Below are 14,908 nucleotides of genomic sequence, written 5' to 3'. Positions count from 1 at the left end.
CTTTTAGAGAGTCGCCCGTCTCCAAATGCTTTCCCCTTAACTGCTTGCGCGTGTATTCTGATTGGATTTTCCACTGCCTTTTACTCCTCAAAACCCCTGCTCTTATTACTTTACTTCGACTTGTGTGTACACCGTAGCCCTTTTTAAGGGGGGCTAGGGGGGATCAACAAGTGCCTAAAATCACAGCTAATCACTTTTCAAACAACCTCTTAGATTCTTCAATCCAAAATGTCAAATGTCAGACGCGATCGCTATTGCGAATACCACCCGCCATTTCATATTCAGCGCTGTCTTTGCCGTACTTGATAGCAACCACCATTAACATTTTCTCAGAAAGCTGCTTCAAGTCTTTTTCCATCTCTTCAACTTCTGTTAAAGAAGAATCAACTATAGCCATATGAGTAATATCTCGGTATATAATTACTCATGTACGAAGGCAAGAGGCAAAAGGTAGGAAACACGAGAGAAGCCGCTACAGACTTGGGAGTAGTCGCTACAGTAGCAAAATCCCGAAGGGTGCGCCGATTTGTGGCGATAACGCATCCACCAAAAAAACTTATCACAGAATTTGAATACATAATGCTTGCGATCGCTATTTATCTAAAATAGATGCTTTATACAAATATTCCATCTGCTGACTTGGCAAAAGCTTACGCTTCTTGTGGTTTTATCAATTCATGAGTTTTTACAGCGGTTGGGGTGCAAGCTCGCGAGTAGTTGGTTGTTAGGTCAAAATAGCGAGCCTATTGTCAGATTGTTGCAAACGCAGTCCAAAAAATGAGCCATACTAAATTTTATTATGCTAAAAATCTCTAACCTTAACGTTTACTACGGCGAAAGCCACATTCTTCGCAATGTAGATTTAAGCGTACCTAATGGGCAAATGATCTGCTTAATTGGACGCAATGGTGTAGGTAAAACAACCCTACTCAAAACAATTATGGGTTTACTCAAACCCCGCAGCGGCACAATTAACTTAGTTGGGGAATTAATTAACTCTAAATCTCCAGACCAAAGAGCAAAAATGGGAATTGGTTATGTTCCCCAAGGACGAGAGATTATCCCCCGTTTAACAGTCAGAGAAAATCTGTTGCTGGGGTTAGAAGCTAGGCAGAAACCAGTAAAAAAAGCAGAAATTTCAGAAGAAATTTTTAGCTTATTTCCTGTGTTAAAAACAATGCTTTCGCGGATGGGTGGAGATTTGAGTGGTGGACAGCAGCAACAATTGGCGATCGCTCGTGCTTTAATGGGACAACCTCAATTACTCGTATTAGATGAACCCACTGAAGGTATTCAACCCTCAATTATCTTGGAAATTGAAGCCGCAGTCCGTCGCATCGTTGAAACCACAGGCATTTCTGTTTTATTGGTAGAGCAACACTTACACTTTGTCCGTCAGGCCGATTACTATTACGCCATGCAAAAAGGTGGTATTGTTGCCTCTGGTTCAACCAACGAACTTAGCCAGGATGTGATTCAAAGGTTTTTAGCAGTTTAATGCTAGAGCTTATTTTGACAGCAGATATTGTCCGAGGACAGCAATTAGCACTCTTTATTCTCTAGTGAGAGTGATTAAAGAGCGCTAAAAAGGAAGCCGAATTGTAAATGTTCTACCCAATCATACCATTTCCCAAAAATAATGATACAGATCCAAACCCAGAAACCTAGACTAAATGGGACTTTCTTAATTACGAATTACGAATTACGAATTACGAATTACGAATTGGTATCAGGTAGACTTTGAATGCGAATAGTGCCTTTGTGTGCTTGGACGATCGCGATCGACTCGGTAGAAGCGATCAAAAATTTTTTTTTGATGTTCTGAAAGTTATTACTATGGCGAGTAATATCGAAATCTTACGAATGCTTGTTGAGGCGGGCGAGGATTTAAATGAAATTAATGATGAGATGCGACGGTTACTGACAGGAGTTAGTCATAGTGCCATCCAAGTATCAGCAGAAGACTATTCAGTAGGAAAACATCCGCGTTTTGGGAAAACAAATCCAGAAATCATGGAAATCGATTTTTGGAAAGCAATGGTTTGTAATGGTGATTCTGCTTACATCGCAAAATCTATGTTTGGCGATGCCGATAATGATAACAGGAATAAACTAGTATGGTGCTATCAACGTTTTGGCAGAACAATTACACAATTACCAGATGGCACAATTGTTGAGATTGGTGGCGAACACGAAGATTACTATGACCCGGATTTTTGTATATATAACGATGTTGTAGTTTATCAAGGTGATGGTAATTTCCAAATTCTTGGTTATCCTAGAGAGATTTTTCCTCCGACTGACTTCCATTCGGCAACATTAGTTGGAAAATACATATACATAATTGGTAATTTAGGTTATTACAATGAAAGAATCTCTGGTGAAACACCAGTTTATCAATTACATTGCGACACATTCAAAATAAAAAAAGTTGAAACTACTGGCGAAAAACCTGGATGGATAAGTAGGCATAAAGCATTTTACAAAGAACCAAATAAAATCCAGATCGCTGGCGGTAAAGTATGTGTAACGGTTGGTGAAGAACAAGAGTATTTAGACAACTTATTTGATTACGCCCTCGACTTAACAAATTTTAATTGGATTCGCGTCGATGCCTGTAGGGATTAGGCGATCGCGCCAGTTCGTTTCAACAAAGTATACTCTTGCGAAGAATATCTAATAGATGCAAGAATTTCCGCAAAATCTCAAATTCAAAATTGTATTACTTGTGTTCTAGGTTTTACATTAGAAGTCATAGAACATAAGTTAAAAATTTTCTATGACATACGATAATCGCGCCGCAGTGCGAAAGGTTTTAATTATTACCTTACTGCTCAACTTGTTCGTCATGGGTTTGAAAGCAGTTGTAGGCTACTGGACAGGTTCTTTAAGCTTGCTTGCTGATGCGTTGCATAGTGTGACAGATAGTGCCAACAACGTTTTAGGATTAGTTGCGAGTAAGTTTTCTTCACCACAACCCGATCGCGAACATCCCTACGGACACCAAAAGTTTGAAGCCGTGGGAGCTTTAGGAATTGCTGCTTTCTTAGGAATAGCCTGCTTTGAAATCCTCCAAGGAGCCATTGAGCGCATTCTCAAAGGTGGTCTACCTGTAAAAATATCACTATCTGAATTGTGGTTATTACTGCTTGTATTGGGTATAAATATTTTTGTAGCGTTTTACGAACGGAGTGTTGGTCAGCGGGTACATAGCCCAATTTTAATAGCTGATGCCAAACATACCATGAGTGATGTTTGGGTGACAATTTCTGTGATCGGTGGCTTGATAGGAGTGTGGCTGGGTTATCAATGGCTGGATATGGTGTTAGCTTTTCCTGTGGCTTTATTGGTATTTTGGAGTGGTTGGTCAGTTTTAAAAGATAATTTACCTTGGCTTGTGGATGAGATGGCGATCGCACCGGAAGCAATACATGCGATCGCAACTTCTGTACCTGGAGTAATTAACTGTCATGCCATCGCCTCACGCGGTCTTCTTGGTCGCCAAGTCTTTATTGAAATGCATTTAATAGTAGATGCACCAGATGTAGAAACAGCCCACCGCATTACCGAAGAGGTAGAAAGACGGCTAGCAGAACGCTTCAATCCCGTGAGGATTTCAATTCACGTTGAGCCATCAACTTATAAGTCTGAGCAAATTAGCTTTGAATCTGGAGCTAAATAAACCTTGTCCTGAAACCTGGAGTTGACAATAATTCAGATGCGTCATTGCGACGTAAGGAAGCAATCTCAGTATCTTGGTAAAAAATTATAGTTCTCAAGATAGACGAGGTTCAGTCTATTTCTACAAAGTATAAATAATATTAGAGGTGCTGTAAAAATCAAATAATGCAGCATAATTTGCCAATGCAGCGTTTATTCGTTAGTTTTACCTGTAGCTTACTAATTTTACTTCCTAGCTCTGGCACTTTTGCCAAAAATCAAGCCATTCTACAACACTCTAATACTTGTCAACGTACTCAGTCTTCACCGAATTTCTTAGTTGTGGGTGGCGGTGGTGCGCCTTATTTCAACGAAATCGCTTTAGAGAAAAATGTACTTTACTTTCAGCGCACCCTACAATTTCTGGGGTACAACGCACAGCAAGTTGCCTCCATTTTCTTTGCCAACGGTAACGATGGACAAGCTTCTGTCCGCTATATCAATCCCCAAGGACAAGAAGAATTTAAACAACCAGAAATTCCCAATCTCAAAGGTGCTACTACCTTAAGTAACTTACAGCGTTATTTTCAACAGTTAGCACAACAGCCAAATCCTCAATCATTTTTATACTTCACAGGACATGGAGGAAAAAATAAACAAGACTTAGATAATAATTCCTTCTACTTGTGGAATGAAGAACAATTGAATGTCAAGCAGTTTACCCAAATGCTAGACAAAATGCCTCCCAAGACATCTGTTGTCACTATGATGGCTCAATGTTTTTCTGGTTCCTTTGCTAATTTTATCTACGAAGGGGGCGATGCTAAACGTCCTGTAGCGCTTCAGACTCGTTGTGGTTTCTTTGCCACTATTAAGACTCAACCTTCAGTAGGCTGTACACCAGAGGTAAATGAAGCAGACTATCGAGATTATAGTTCTAGCTTTTTTGCTGGGTTGAGTGGACGCGATCGCATCGGTAAGACTGTTACTTCCGCCGACTACAACAAAGATGGACGGGTAGCCTATGCTGAAGCCCATGCTTTCGCCAAGGTAGATGAAGAATCTATCGATTTGCCGCTATCTACTTCGGAAGCTTGGTTGCAGCGCAAATTTACTCGAACACAAGAAAAAGCACTTCTTAGTCAACCTATTAGCAAAATTTTACAGACAGCTCGTCCAGAACAGCGCTATGTAGTTAATTCTTTAGTCAATAGATTTGAGTTAGATCGGCAAAAGTCCTTTTTGCAAAATTTAAAGAATTTAAATAGCCCTAAATTTCAAACAGACGAACAGCAAGCTTATCTCAGGCGCTTGGCGATGGAACTAATTAACATCGCTGGAGAAAAACAAATCCGCACTTCAGGCAATAAAAAAGATACTGCCACCCTTGACCGTTTGGTGAAGTGCGAAAGTGGTTCTTGGGGGAAATGAGAGGGGACAAGGAGAGAAGTCGTAAGGAGGAGCCAGTTGCTTGCGGGGGTTCCCCCCGTTGTGCAAACTGGCGTGGTCTCCCTCCGGGCGAACTTCTCCTATCGGAGACGCTACGCGAACGGACAGACAAAGGAGACAAGAGGAGAATAATAACTATTGTACAGACGCGATTAATCGCGTCTCTCCTTCTGGCTCCTGCCTTATTAACTCCCACAAGAAGCAACTACATTTGCTACAATTTCCACTAGTTCTCCTGGGTCTACTGGTTTAGGCACATGAGTTTGAAAGCCAGCTTCTAGGGCACGGATACGATCCTCACTATCAGCATAGGCAGTTAAAGCAACTGCGGGGACTTGTCCACCTCTATCTGCTTTCAGTGCGCGTATCTTACGAATCAGGGTATAGCCATCTTCACCAGGCATGGCTATATCACAGATAAAGACATCTGGCTGCCAGTCAGCTAGCACTTCCAGCGCCGCCACTGCCGATGCAACTGCTGTGACGTTGGCTCCATCTGCTTCCAATACGGTAGTAATGTAAAAGCGGCTATCATCATCATCGTCAACTACGAGGATGTTTAAGCCAGCTAGAGGAAGAGGAGGTTCCATAAAATCTCCATTGTTGTTGGAAAACAGATAATTACAACTTAAATGAACTATTTCTTTTTTCCTCACTGACCATCTCAATGGCAATTTTACTGCGATCGCGCCAATTGTTATTGCTAAACAATTCGACTTATTCAAAAGCGATAGCTAGTATTTGTAGTTCTTACCCATTAGAAATTTTGAAAAAATTTGTTTTCTGTAACTTCTTATACAGAAAAATTTAGCAAGTAATATGATGCATAATAATGTAATTTAATTTAATAAACTTAAAGCTTTATTCATATTGCTGTAAACAGAGATTTATGCAACAATCTAGCAATTTTAAAGGAATTGTGAATTACTCGTTCAGGCTGTCCAGGGTCATTATTACAAACGCTATTAACTATACCTGTACTATAGTTATGCTTGGACTGTAGCCTATTAACCAAAAAAGTAGTGGATATCAAAAGAGGGGAGTAAGGAGAAAGATAGCAAACTTCCCTGTTCAAAGGTTTTAAGTCATAGCATTTAGATAGGAAAATGGAAAAAAGATTCGTTTCCTAATAAGGGACTGGTGAGACAGCGCTCTTGGTAGGGTTTCCCTCCGCAGGCGACTGCGTTAGCGTCAGCGGTAGCGAGTCCTCTCCCAAGGGGAGCCACTGCGGTCTTGGGGTTTCCCCAAGTTAAGCAAGTGGCGTGAGACGCTAAGAGCGAACGAGCGTCACCCGAAGGGGGACTGGGAACTAGTATTTTTACTCAATACGAGTGCGAGACCTTCCGCCCGTCCTCACTCAACACTCAGAACTTTTAAGCTATGCTTCCACGGGTGGTTCGCGCACAAACAGGGCAGACAAATGTCTTTTGCTTACACCCCTACACCCATTTTCAAGACTGTAATACGGGAACTCGAACGTGAATAGCAACGATATTACTATACCCTTCCCCGTTGACCTCAGTAACTGCAACAAAGAGCCAATTCATATTCCTGGCTTGATTCAGCCGCATGGAGTCCTTTTAGCGTTAAAAGAAGTAGATTTAACTATACTGCAAGTCAGCGAGAACACATTCAATTTATTTGGGCTGCATCCCGAAGAATTAATCAATCAAAATTTGAACAACTTGCTCGAATCAGAGCAAGTCGATTTATTAAAAGATTGTTTATCTCAAGAAGATTTACCAATAGTTAATCCCCTCGATTTTTATATCAAAAATAATGATAAAATTTTGCACTTTGATGGAATTATTCATCGCTCTAATGAAATTTTGCTCTTAGAGTTAGAACCTCTGTCCTCAGCAAAAAGTAATGCGTTTTTTCAATTTTATCACCTAGTGAAACAGGCAATGTTAAAGTTACAGGTAGCATCGACTGTAACAGAACTCAGTCAGATACTTGCCAAAGAAGTGAAAAAAATTTCGGGCTTTGACCGGGTGATGGTTTATCGATTTGATGAAAATTGGAACGGTATAATTATTGCTGAAGAAAAGCCAGACTATCTCACTTCTTATTTAGGCCTACACTACCCCGCTTCCGATATTCCCCAACAAGCCAGAAAACTCTACAGCCAAAACTGGTTGAGGATAATACCAGATACTAAATATCAACCAATAGCAATTGTGCCAACGAATAACCCTTTAAATGACCAGCCTTTAGATTTGAGTAGGTCGGTGTTGCGGAGCGTCTCACCTTTACACGTTGAGTATATGCACAATATGGGCGTAGCAGCATCAATGTCAATTTCCATTATGAAAAACCAAAAACTGTGGGGACTAATTGCCTGTCATCATCAAACACCTAAATATATTCCCTATGAAATTCGCAGCAATTGTGAGTTTTTGGCGCAAATGACATCTTTAGAAATGAGTGCTAGAGAGGATATTGAAGATACTGAATACAAAATCCAGTTGAAATCTGTCAATACAAAATTAATGGAGTACATGTCATTAGAAAATAACTTTATTGATGGGTTAATTAACAAGAATCCAAATCTACTGCATCTTGTGAATGCTCAAGGAGCTGTGGTTTGTTTTAATGGCAACTATTTTACTGTTGGTAACACTCCCGAACAACAAGATATTCAAAATTTAGTGGAATGGATTACTCAAAACCAGCATGAGGAGATTTTCTACACTGATTCGTTAGCACAATTTTACCCAGAGGCGGAAAAATTGCGAGATGTTGCCAGTGGTTTGGTAGCAATTTCTATCTCTAAAACTCAGAAAAACTATGTTTTGTGGTTCCGCCCAGAGGTAGTACGAACTGTAAATTGGGGAGGTAACCCGAATAAACCTGTAGAGGTAATTGCAAACGGCAGTATCCGCTTATCACCCCGCAAGTCCTTTGAGTTATGGAAAGAAACGGTGCTGTTGAAGTCTCTTCCCTGGAAATCCTGTGAAGTGAGTGCGGCATTGGACTTGAGAAGTGCAATTATTGGTGTGGTGCTGCGGAAGGCAGATGAACTAGCACAGATCAATATCGAACTAGAACGCAGCAATAATGAATTGGATGCTTTTGCCTATATTGCTTCTCATGATTTGAAAGAACCACTGCGCGGTATTCATAATTATTCCAATTTCCTGATCGAAGACTATGGCGAAACTATCAACGCAGAAGGTAAAGCAAAATTGCTCACCTTAATTCGTCTTACCCAGCGGATGGAGGATTTAATTGATTCGCTACTGCACTTTTCCCGCTTGGGAAGGGTGGATCTCTCTATGCAGCAGACTGACCTCAATAGTGTCATAAGTCAAAGTTTAGATTTGTTAAGTGCGCGAATTGAGGAGATGGATGTAGAAATTCGTATTCCCAGATTGCTACCAGCAGTGTATTGCGATCGCATCCAGGTAGGCGAAGTCTTTAATAATTTGATTGCCAACGCCATTAAATACAATGACAAAGCCAAAAAATGGATTGAAATTGGCTATATTGACAATCCACCTGCACCAATTACATTCTACGTGCGAGACAACGGCATTGGTATTCGAGAAAAACACTTTCAGGCAATTTTCCGGATCTTCAAACGACTGCACAGTCCGAGTAAATATGGCGGTGGTACTGGGGCGGGATTAACCATCGCCAAAAAAATTGTGGAACGGCATAGAGGTAAAATCTGGGTGGAGTCAACTTATGGCCAAGGTAGTACCTTCTATTTCACCTTGCCGGGAGTAGATTGAACCCATGATTGGTAATCCTACCCAAACTTTGCTAGTAATTGAAGACAGCGATGAAGACTTTGAAGCTTTATGCCGAGTCATATACCGACAAGCTGTTGTCAATCCTATCTTTCGCTGTACCGATGGTGATGAAGCACTTGATTTTCTCTACCACACTGGGCCCTATGGCGATGCCGAAACTGCTCCCCGTCCCTCGATTATCTTGCTTGACCTGAATTTACCAGGAACCGATGGGCGAGAAGTCTTAGAGCAAATCAAACAGGATGAGAACTTCAAAACTATTCCTGTCGTTGTATTTACTACATCTTCTAACCCTAAAGATATAGAAATATGTTACCGATATTGTGTTGCTAGTTATATTTTGAAACCAATCGACATTAAAAGATTGGTACAAACAATTCAAGGGTTTATAAATTATTGGTTGGATCTTGTAATTCTCCCGGATGCTGTTAGCAATTAGTCATGGCACAACCGCTAACTGTTTTAATCATCGACGACTGTCTTGAAGACCGCGAGGTTTATCGTCGCTATTTGCTGCAAGACCAAGAACACAATTACACTATTCTCGAAGAAGAATCAGGAGAAGGAGCGTTAGAATTATGTAAGCAATTTCAGCCTGACTGTATTTTATTAGACTTTATCTTACCAGACTTGGATGGGCTGGAATTTCTGGCAGAATTACAACTTCTGGCAAAGCAAGCAATACCTGCTGCAATCATGTTGACAGGGTATGGCAATGAAGCCTTAGCTGTACAGGCGATGAAAAGTGGTGTCCAAGATTATCTAGTTAAAGGACAGACGACTGCTGAACGTTTGCGCTCTACTATCCACTCAGCAATTCAAAATGTACGGCTACGCCAGGAACTGCAACAAAGTGAGGAGCGTTTCCGCACTTCAGTTGAGAATATGTTGGACTGTTTCGGCATTTACTCAGCTATTCGTAATGAAACGAGTAAAATCGTAGATTTTCGCGTTGATTATGTGAATGCTGCTGCTTGTGAATTTAGCCAGATGAGTAAGGAAGAACAGCGAAGCAAAGGAATGTGTCAAATTTTCCCTAATATTCGCAAAAATGGCTTGTTTGATGAATGCTGCCAAGTTGTGGAAACAGGTCAGCCTTCGGTGAAAGAATCACTTACTAGCACTTCCTGTGGTAGCCAGCAGTTAAGCAGAGCCATTGATATTCGTATCACCAAAATGGGAGATGGCTTTGTTGCTTCTTGGCGAGATGTGACTGAAAAAAAGCAGGCCGAAGAACGGTTGCGGGAGAGCCGACAATTCATCGAACGTATTGCGGAAACAACTCCGGGAATTTTGTATGTTTACGACTTAGTTGAACAGCGCAGCATTTATATCAATCATCAGGTTACCAAACTGCTTGGTTATACACCCCAACAAATTCAGGATATGGGCATTGAGTTCATGCCACAATTAATGCATCCTGATGATTTGGCTCGATTCTTTGCGTACCAGCAACAAATTAACTCAGCTCGGGATGGCGACATTCTAGAAAATGAGTATCGAATGCGACATGCCAATGGTGAATGGCGCTGGTTTTGTAGTCGGGATACTGTATTCACTAGGAATTCCGACGGTTCGCCCCACCAGATTGTTGGTACAAGCTTTGATATCACCGATCGCAAACATACAGAAGAGCAGCTACGCTTAAGCAACGAGCGTTTCCAACTGGCGGCGGCTGCGGTCAATTGTTTAATCTATGACTGGGATATACAAAAAAATACGGTTGACAGAACTGAAGGACTAACGCGAATTTTGGGCTACTCCCAGGAAGAAGCAGAAGCAACCCATGAATGGTGGAAAGAGCAAATCCATTTTGAGGATAGAGACTGCCTAGGTAAATACTTCCAGACTATATCTGCCAATCAAAATCACTATGCTGCTGAATATCGAGTACGTCATAAAAATAACCAATATCTGCATGTACTCGATCAAGGAGTGATTACGCGAGATGCTTGTGGGCAACCAGTGCGAGCAGTGGGCAGTACGACAGATATTAGCGATCGCAAACATGCTGAAGTAGCACTGCGTCAAAGCGAAGCTAAGTTCCGCCGCATTGTGGAATCTAATATAGTTGGCATTTATTTCGGTGATTTCAATGGTCGCATTTATGAAGCTAACGATGCTTTTCTGGATTTGTTTGGTTATACTCGTCGGGAACTAGAAGCAGGAAGTATTCGCTGGGACTGGATGACACCACCAGAATACCAAGACCTCGACCAACAAAAAATTCAAGAACTGCAAATCTCTGGAGTTTGCACTCCCTTTGAAAAAGAGTATTGTCGCAAAGATGGTACTCGTGTGCCAATTCTTTTGGGCATTGCTTGCATTGAAGGCCAAGAAGAGAAAGGCTATAGCGTTTGCTTCGTTCTCGATCTCACCCAACGCAAACGTGCTGAAGCAGCGCTGCGCCAAAGCGAGGAACGCTACCGCTACTTATCAAATGCTATCCCCCAACTTGTTTGGATTTGTGATGCTAATGGAAACTACGAGCATGTTAATCAACGATGGTCTGAATTTACCGGGCAAACGGTTGAGCAGGCGATGAACTTTGACTGGAGAAAAGTCATAGAGCCAGTCATACATCCAGATGAATTCCAAGTATTTATACAGACATGGACAGAAGCTTTGCAGACAGGGAACCCTTACGAACAGGAAATCCGCTATAAAAGTCGTGACGGCACTTATCGCTGGCATCTAGCACGAGCAGTCCCCATGAAGGATGAGCAAGGACATGTTATTAAGTGGTTTGGCACAAGTACAGATATTGACGATCGCAAACAATTAGAAGCCGAACGCGACCGACTTTTGCAACTTGAGCAAGCCGCCCGTACGGAAGCAGAGGCAGCTAACCAAGCTAAAGATGAATTTGTGGCCATGGTATCTCACGATCTGCGATCGCCACTCAATGCCATTATCGGCTGGTCAGGACTACTGCGGACTCGGAAACTAGATGCAGACACCTTCGCCACTGCTTTGGAAACCATAGAACGCAATGCTAAATCTCAGGCATCACTCCTAGAAGACTTGCTAAATATCTCCCGCATTCTCCGAGGCAAGTTACAGCTGGAAGTCAGTCAAGTAAATTTAGCTAATATTGTGAGAATGGCGATTAAAACTGCCTATCCATCCGCAAATGCTAAGGGTATTCATTTGGAGTCTGTACTTGATGAGTCAATTCCACCCATTGCGGGCGATATCAACCGCTTGTTACAAGTTCTAGGTAATTTACTATCGAATGCTATTAAATTCACCCCATCACAGGGAAGAGTAGATGTGCGTCTTTGCATCTGTCCCGAACCAAATTCTTCTGACTCAGCACTGATACAGGTGAGTGACACAGGTATCGGTATCAGCCCTGAGTTTTTGCCCTACGTTTTTGAGCGCTATCGTCAGGCACGTAGCATTCACAAACAAGCTGGTTTAGGACTAGGTTTAGCGATCGCTCGTCATCTAGTGGAACTTCATGGTGGTACTATTCATGCTACTAGCCCTGGTGAAGGACAAGGATCTACTTTCATCATCAAGTTACCGTTGTAGCAATCTTTTCTTGGCACTCTTGGTGGCTCAGTTTCTTACTTACACAGGATTACTATAGTCTCTTTTTAATAGAGAAAATATCTTCAAATCGTGGAATTGTCCTTTCCAAAATCCATACTCTCTTAAAAGTCCTTCCTCTACAAATTTCAAATTTTCTAACAACTTAATAGAGGCAGTATTTTCTAGCATGACAAATGCTTCAATTCGATTTAAATCTAACTGATGAAAACCCCAGTTAATAATAGCTTTTAAGGCTTCTGTCATCAAGCCTTTTCTCCAATATCCCCTAGCCAGTTCGTAGCCAATTTCTGCCTGAAAGCGGTTTTTAATACCATAGCCACAGGAACCAATAATTACATTGTCTTCTTTCCTAGCTATTCCCCAACGAATACCTTGTTGATTTTTAAACCGCTCCATACGGCGTTCAATTAGCAACTGAATTTGTTCTAAACTAGTGGCGGTTTCTAAGTCATGATACTTAGTTACTTTATCATCTGCAAAAATTTGAAAAACTGCTGGCGCATCAGCTAGTGTGGTTTCCCGCAAAATTAAATTTTCAGTTGTCAGTTGCGGAAAATTATTGAAAGCAGTACTCAGGTTTTGCACATTGCTGAATGAGGTAGATAAATTTAAACCCCAGAGGAGACAGAGAAGGAAATTATGAGCTTTGAGTCAACTCATAACTCCTGTACAGACGCGTAGACGCTCGTAAGAGCGGCTTCTCGTCAGAGTATAATCGCATCTCTACTCCCACTCGATGGTTCCAGGCGGCTTGGAAGTAATGTCATAAACCACACGGTTAACGCCTTTTACCTCATTGACAATTCGGTTAGAAATTACTTCTAGAACATCGTAAGGTACTCGTGCCCAATCAGCAGTCATCCCATCTTCGCTCTTGACAATTCGCAAGACGATGGGGAAAGCGTAGGTACGTTGGTCGCCCATTACACCAACACTCCGAATTGGTAGCAATACAGCAAAGGCTTGCCAGAAATCGTGATACAAACCGCGTTGGTTAATTTCTTGCCGGACAATTAAATCGGCATCGCGCAGAATATTCAACCTCTCAGCAGTAACTTCGCCCAAGATACGAATTGCCAAACCAGGGCCGGGGAAAGGTTGACGTTGGACAATTTCTTCTGGCAAACCAATGGAACGTCCAACTTTACGGACTTCATCTTTAAAAAGTTTCCGCAAGGGTTCCACCAATTTAAACCGTAAGTCTTTGGGCAACCCACCAACGTTATGATGGCTCTTGATTTTCACCGCTACCCGTTCGCCAGTTTGGGGGTCAACGTTGGTATCAGCAGATTCGATCACATCTGGATACAGAGTACCTTGAGCGAGATAGTCAAAGTGACCGAGGCGTTTAGATGTTTCTTCAAATACGCGAATAAATTCGTGTCCGATGCGACGGCGTTTTTCTTCGGGATCTGTGACACCAGCAATTGTAGCTAAGAAGCGATCGCGGGCATTCACATACTCTACCGGAATATGAAACTGCTCTTGGAATAACTTCACTAGCCGTTCTGGCTCATACTTTCGCATAAAGCCTTGGTCGATAAACACACAGGTCAGCTGATCCCCGATGGCTTTGTGCAGCAAGAAGGCCAAAGTCGAAGAATCGACTCCCCCTGATAGCGCCAACAACACCCGTTTTTCACCAACTCTGGCACGAATTTCGCGAATGGATTCTTCTACAAAAGCCGCTGTTGTCCAGGTGGGTTCGCAATCGCAAATATGGTAAACAAAGTTGCGGATTAATGCTAAACCGCCAATGGAATGCACCACTTCTGGATGGAACTGCACGCCGTAAAGTTTCCTTTCATGGTCAGCAATGGCAGCACAAGGAGTATTTTCTGTATGGGCCAATAATTCAAATCCTGGCGGCATTTGAGTAACTGAGTCGCCATGACTCATCCACATCGTGGTGCCATCTTCGACGTTAGTCAGCAAGTCTGTTGGGTCATCTATATATATTGATGCCTTGCCGTACTCACCGCGATCGGCTCTTGCTACTTCTCCACCGAGTTGGCTGACCATCAGTTGCATACCATAACAGACACCCAAGATGGGAATTCCTAAATTCCAAATTTCTGGGTCACAATGGGGAGCGCTATCACCATAAACTGAACTCGGCCCACCAGAGAGAATGATCCCCTTGGGATTTAGCTGCCGCAATTGTTCAGATGTAGTGCGATAAGAAAGAACTTCGGAGTATACTTGAGTCTCCCGGATGCGGCGGGCAATTAATTCGGAATACTGAGAACCAAAGTCCAGAATCACAATCATTTGCCGATCCAGTCGCCCCAAAGGTTCAACAGTTTGAGGCGCTTGTTCGGTTAGTAGAGTCACCGCTGTATTCATGATGGGGGGTGTAAATGTAAGGTAGATACTCGCTCTGTGGTCTAACTAAATACCACTTCTCTGCCTGGTCAGGCTGGTAAATGGTAGATAAATCCCCGACAAACGCCAGGTAGAATGCGTTTGCTAAGATCAAGCAT

At 42.1% G+C, this 14,908-nt stretch carries 11 protein-coding genes and 1 pseudogene; 8 read left to right on the top strand and 4 right to left on the bottom strand.

The annotated features are described in order from the left end of the window. Nucleotides 1–238: 238 nt before the first annotated feature. Nucleotides 239–397: pseudogene (locus RMY31_RS24160) on the bottom strand (hypothetical protein); the annotation flags it as partial. 29 nt (nucleotides 398–426) lie between these two features. Between RMY31_RS24160 and RMY31_RS24155 the strand changes: the two are divergent. The 5 genes from RMY31_RS24155 to RMY31_RS24135 all read left to right on the top strand — a co-directional run bounded on the left by RMY31_RS24155 (nucleotide 427) and on the right by RMY31_RS24135 (nucleotide 5,091). Continuing rightward, nucleotides 427–609, top strand: coding sequence for a hypothetical protein (locus RMY31_RS24155; protein ID WP_409878288.1), 183 nt, complete (start codon nucleotides 427–429; stop codon nucleotides 607–609). Nucleotides 610–799: 190 nt separating this feature from the next. Next, complete coding sequence (gene urtE, locus RMY31_RS24150) at nucleotides 800–1,498, top strand: urea ABC transporter ATP-binding subunit UrtE (RefSeq protein WP_322663638.1); 699 nt, start codon at nucleotides 800–802, stop codon at nucleotides 1,496–1,498. Between the two features lie 242 nt (nucleotides 1,499–1,740). Then, nucleotides 1,741–2,628 (top strand): hypothetical protein, encoded by an 888-nt coding sequence (locus tag RMY31_RS24145; protein WP_322663636.1) that lies wholly within the window; start codon nucleotides 1,741–1,743, stop codon nucleotides 2,626–2,628. A gap of 151 nt (nucleotides 2,629–2,779) precedes the next feature. Further along, the gene (locus tag RMY31_RS24140) at nucleotides 2,780–3,682 is read left to right on the top strand and encodes a cation diffusion facilitator family transporter (protein ID WP_322663632.1); all 903 of its coding nucleotides are present in this window, start codon (nucleotides 2,780–2,782) and stop codon (nucleotides 3,680–3,682) included. 164 nt (nucleotides 3,683–3,846) lie between these two features. Next, entirely contained in the window at nucleotides 3,847–5,091 is a 1,245-nt protein-coding gene (locus RMY31_RS24135; protein WP_322663630.1) for a C13 family peptidase, read from the top strand. Nucleotides 5,092–5,294: 203 nt separating this feature from the next. On the opposite strand, the gene RMY31_RS24130 is transcribed toward RMY31_RS24135, so the two are convergent. Further along, complete coding sequence (locus tag RMY31_RS24130) at nucleotides 5,295–5,699, bottom strand: response regulator (RefSeq protein ID WP_322663628.1); 405 nt, start codon at nucleotides 5,697–5,699, stop codon at nucleotides 5,295–5,297. 888 nt (nucleotides 5,700–6,587) lie between these two features. Here RMY31_RS24130 and RMY31_RS24125 point away from each other — a divergent pair. Genes RMY31_RS24125 through RMY31_RS24115 form a run of 3 tightly spaced genes read left to right on the top strand, consistent with a single transcriptional unit; the run spans nucleotide 6,588 to nucleotide 12,404 of the window. Further along, on the top strand, nucleotides 6,588–8,846 hold the full coding sequence (locus RMY31_RS24125; protein ID WP_322663626.1) for an ATP-binding protein: 2,259 nt from the start codon (nucleotides 6,588–6,590) through the stop codon (nucleotides 8,844–8,846). A 4-nt stretch (nucleotides 8,847–8,850) separates the two neighbouring features. Next, on the top strand, nucleotides 8,851–9,306 hold the full coding sequence (locus RMY31_RS24120) for a response regulator (protein ID WP_322663624.1): 456 nt from the start codon (nucleotides 8,851–8,853) through the stop codon (nucleotides 9,304–9,306). 2 nt (nucleotides 9,307–9,308) lie between these two features. Then, nucleotides 9,309–12,404: a PAS domain S-box protein gene (locus tag RMY31_RS24115; RefSeq protein WP_322663622.1), complete on the top strand. Its 3,096-nt coding sequence runs from the start codon at nucleotides 9,309–9,311 to the stop codon at nucleotides 12,402–12,404. A 39-nt stretch (nucleotides 12,405–12,443) separates the two neighbouring features. Here RMY31_RS24115 and RMY31_RS24110 read toward each other — a convergent pair whose 3' ends face one another. After that, entirely contained in the window at nucleotides 12,444–13,010 is a 567-nt protein-coding gene (locus tag RMY31_RS24110) for a GNAT family protein (protein WP_322663620.1), read from the bottom strand. 138 nt (nucleotides 13,011–13,148) lie between these two features. Next, nucleotides 13,149–14,771, bottom strand: a complete 1,623-nt coding sequence (gene guaA, locus RMY31_RS24105; RefSeq protein ID WP_322663618.1) for a glutamine-hydrolyzing GMP synthase — start codon at nucleotides 14,769–14,771, stop codon at nucleotides 13,149–13,151. Between the last annotated feature and the right edge of the window lie 137 nt (nucleotides 14,772–14,908).

Origin of the sequence: Dendronalium sp. ChiSLP03b (genome assembly GCF_034531165.2) — a bacterium.
Lineage (GTDB): Bacteria > Cyanobacteriota > Cyanobacteriia > Cyanobacteriales > Nostocaceae > Dendronalium > Dendronalium minutum.
This window is presented reverse-complemented; position numbering and strand designations above follow the sequence as displayed.

Bases quoted from the DNA above. Each gene is read 5' to 3' on its own strand.
- RMY31_RS24155 (WP_409878288.1), top strand. From the start codon at position 427: ATGTACGAAGGCAAGAGGCAAAAGGTAGGAAACACGAGAGAAGCCGCT.
- urtE (WP_322663638.1), top strand. From the start codon at position 800: ATGCTAAAAATCTCTAACCTTAACGTTTACTACGGCGAAAGCCACATT.
- RMY31_RS24140 (WP_322663632.1), top strand. From the start codon at position 2,780: ATGACATACGATAATCGCGCCGCAGTGCGAAAGGTTTTAATTATTACC.
- RMY31_RS24135 (WP_322663630.1), top strand. From the start codon at position 3,847: ATGCAGCATAATTTGCCAATGCAGCGTTTATTCGTTAGTTTTACCTGT.
- RMY31_RS24130 (WP_322663628.1), bottom strand. From the start codon at position 5,699: ATGGAACCTCCTCTTCCTCTAGCTGGCTTAAACATCCTCGTAGTTGAC.
- RMY31_RS24120 (WP_322663624.1), top strand. From the start codon at position 8,851: ATGATTGGTAATCCTACCCAAACTTTGCTAGTAATTGAAGACAGCGAT.
- RMY31_RS24115 (WP_322663622.1), top strand. From the start codon at position 9,309: ATGGCACAACCGCTAACTGTTTTAATCATCGACGACTGTCTTGAAGAC.
- guaA (WP_322663618.1), bottom strand. From the start codon at position 14,771: ATGAATACAGCGGTGACTCTACTAACCGAACAAGCGCCTCAAACTGTT.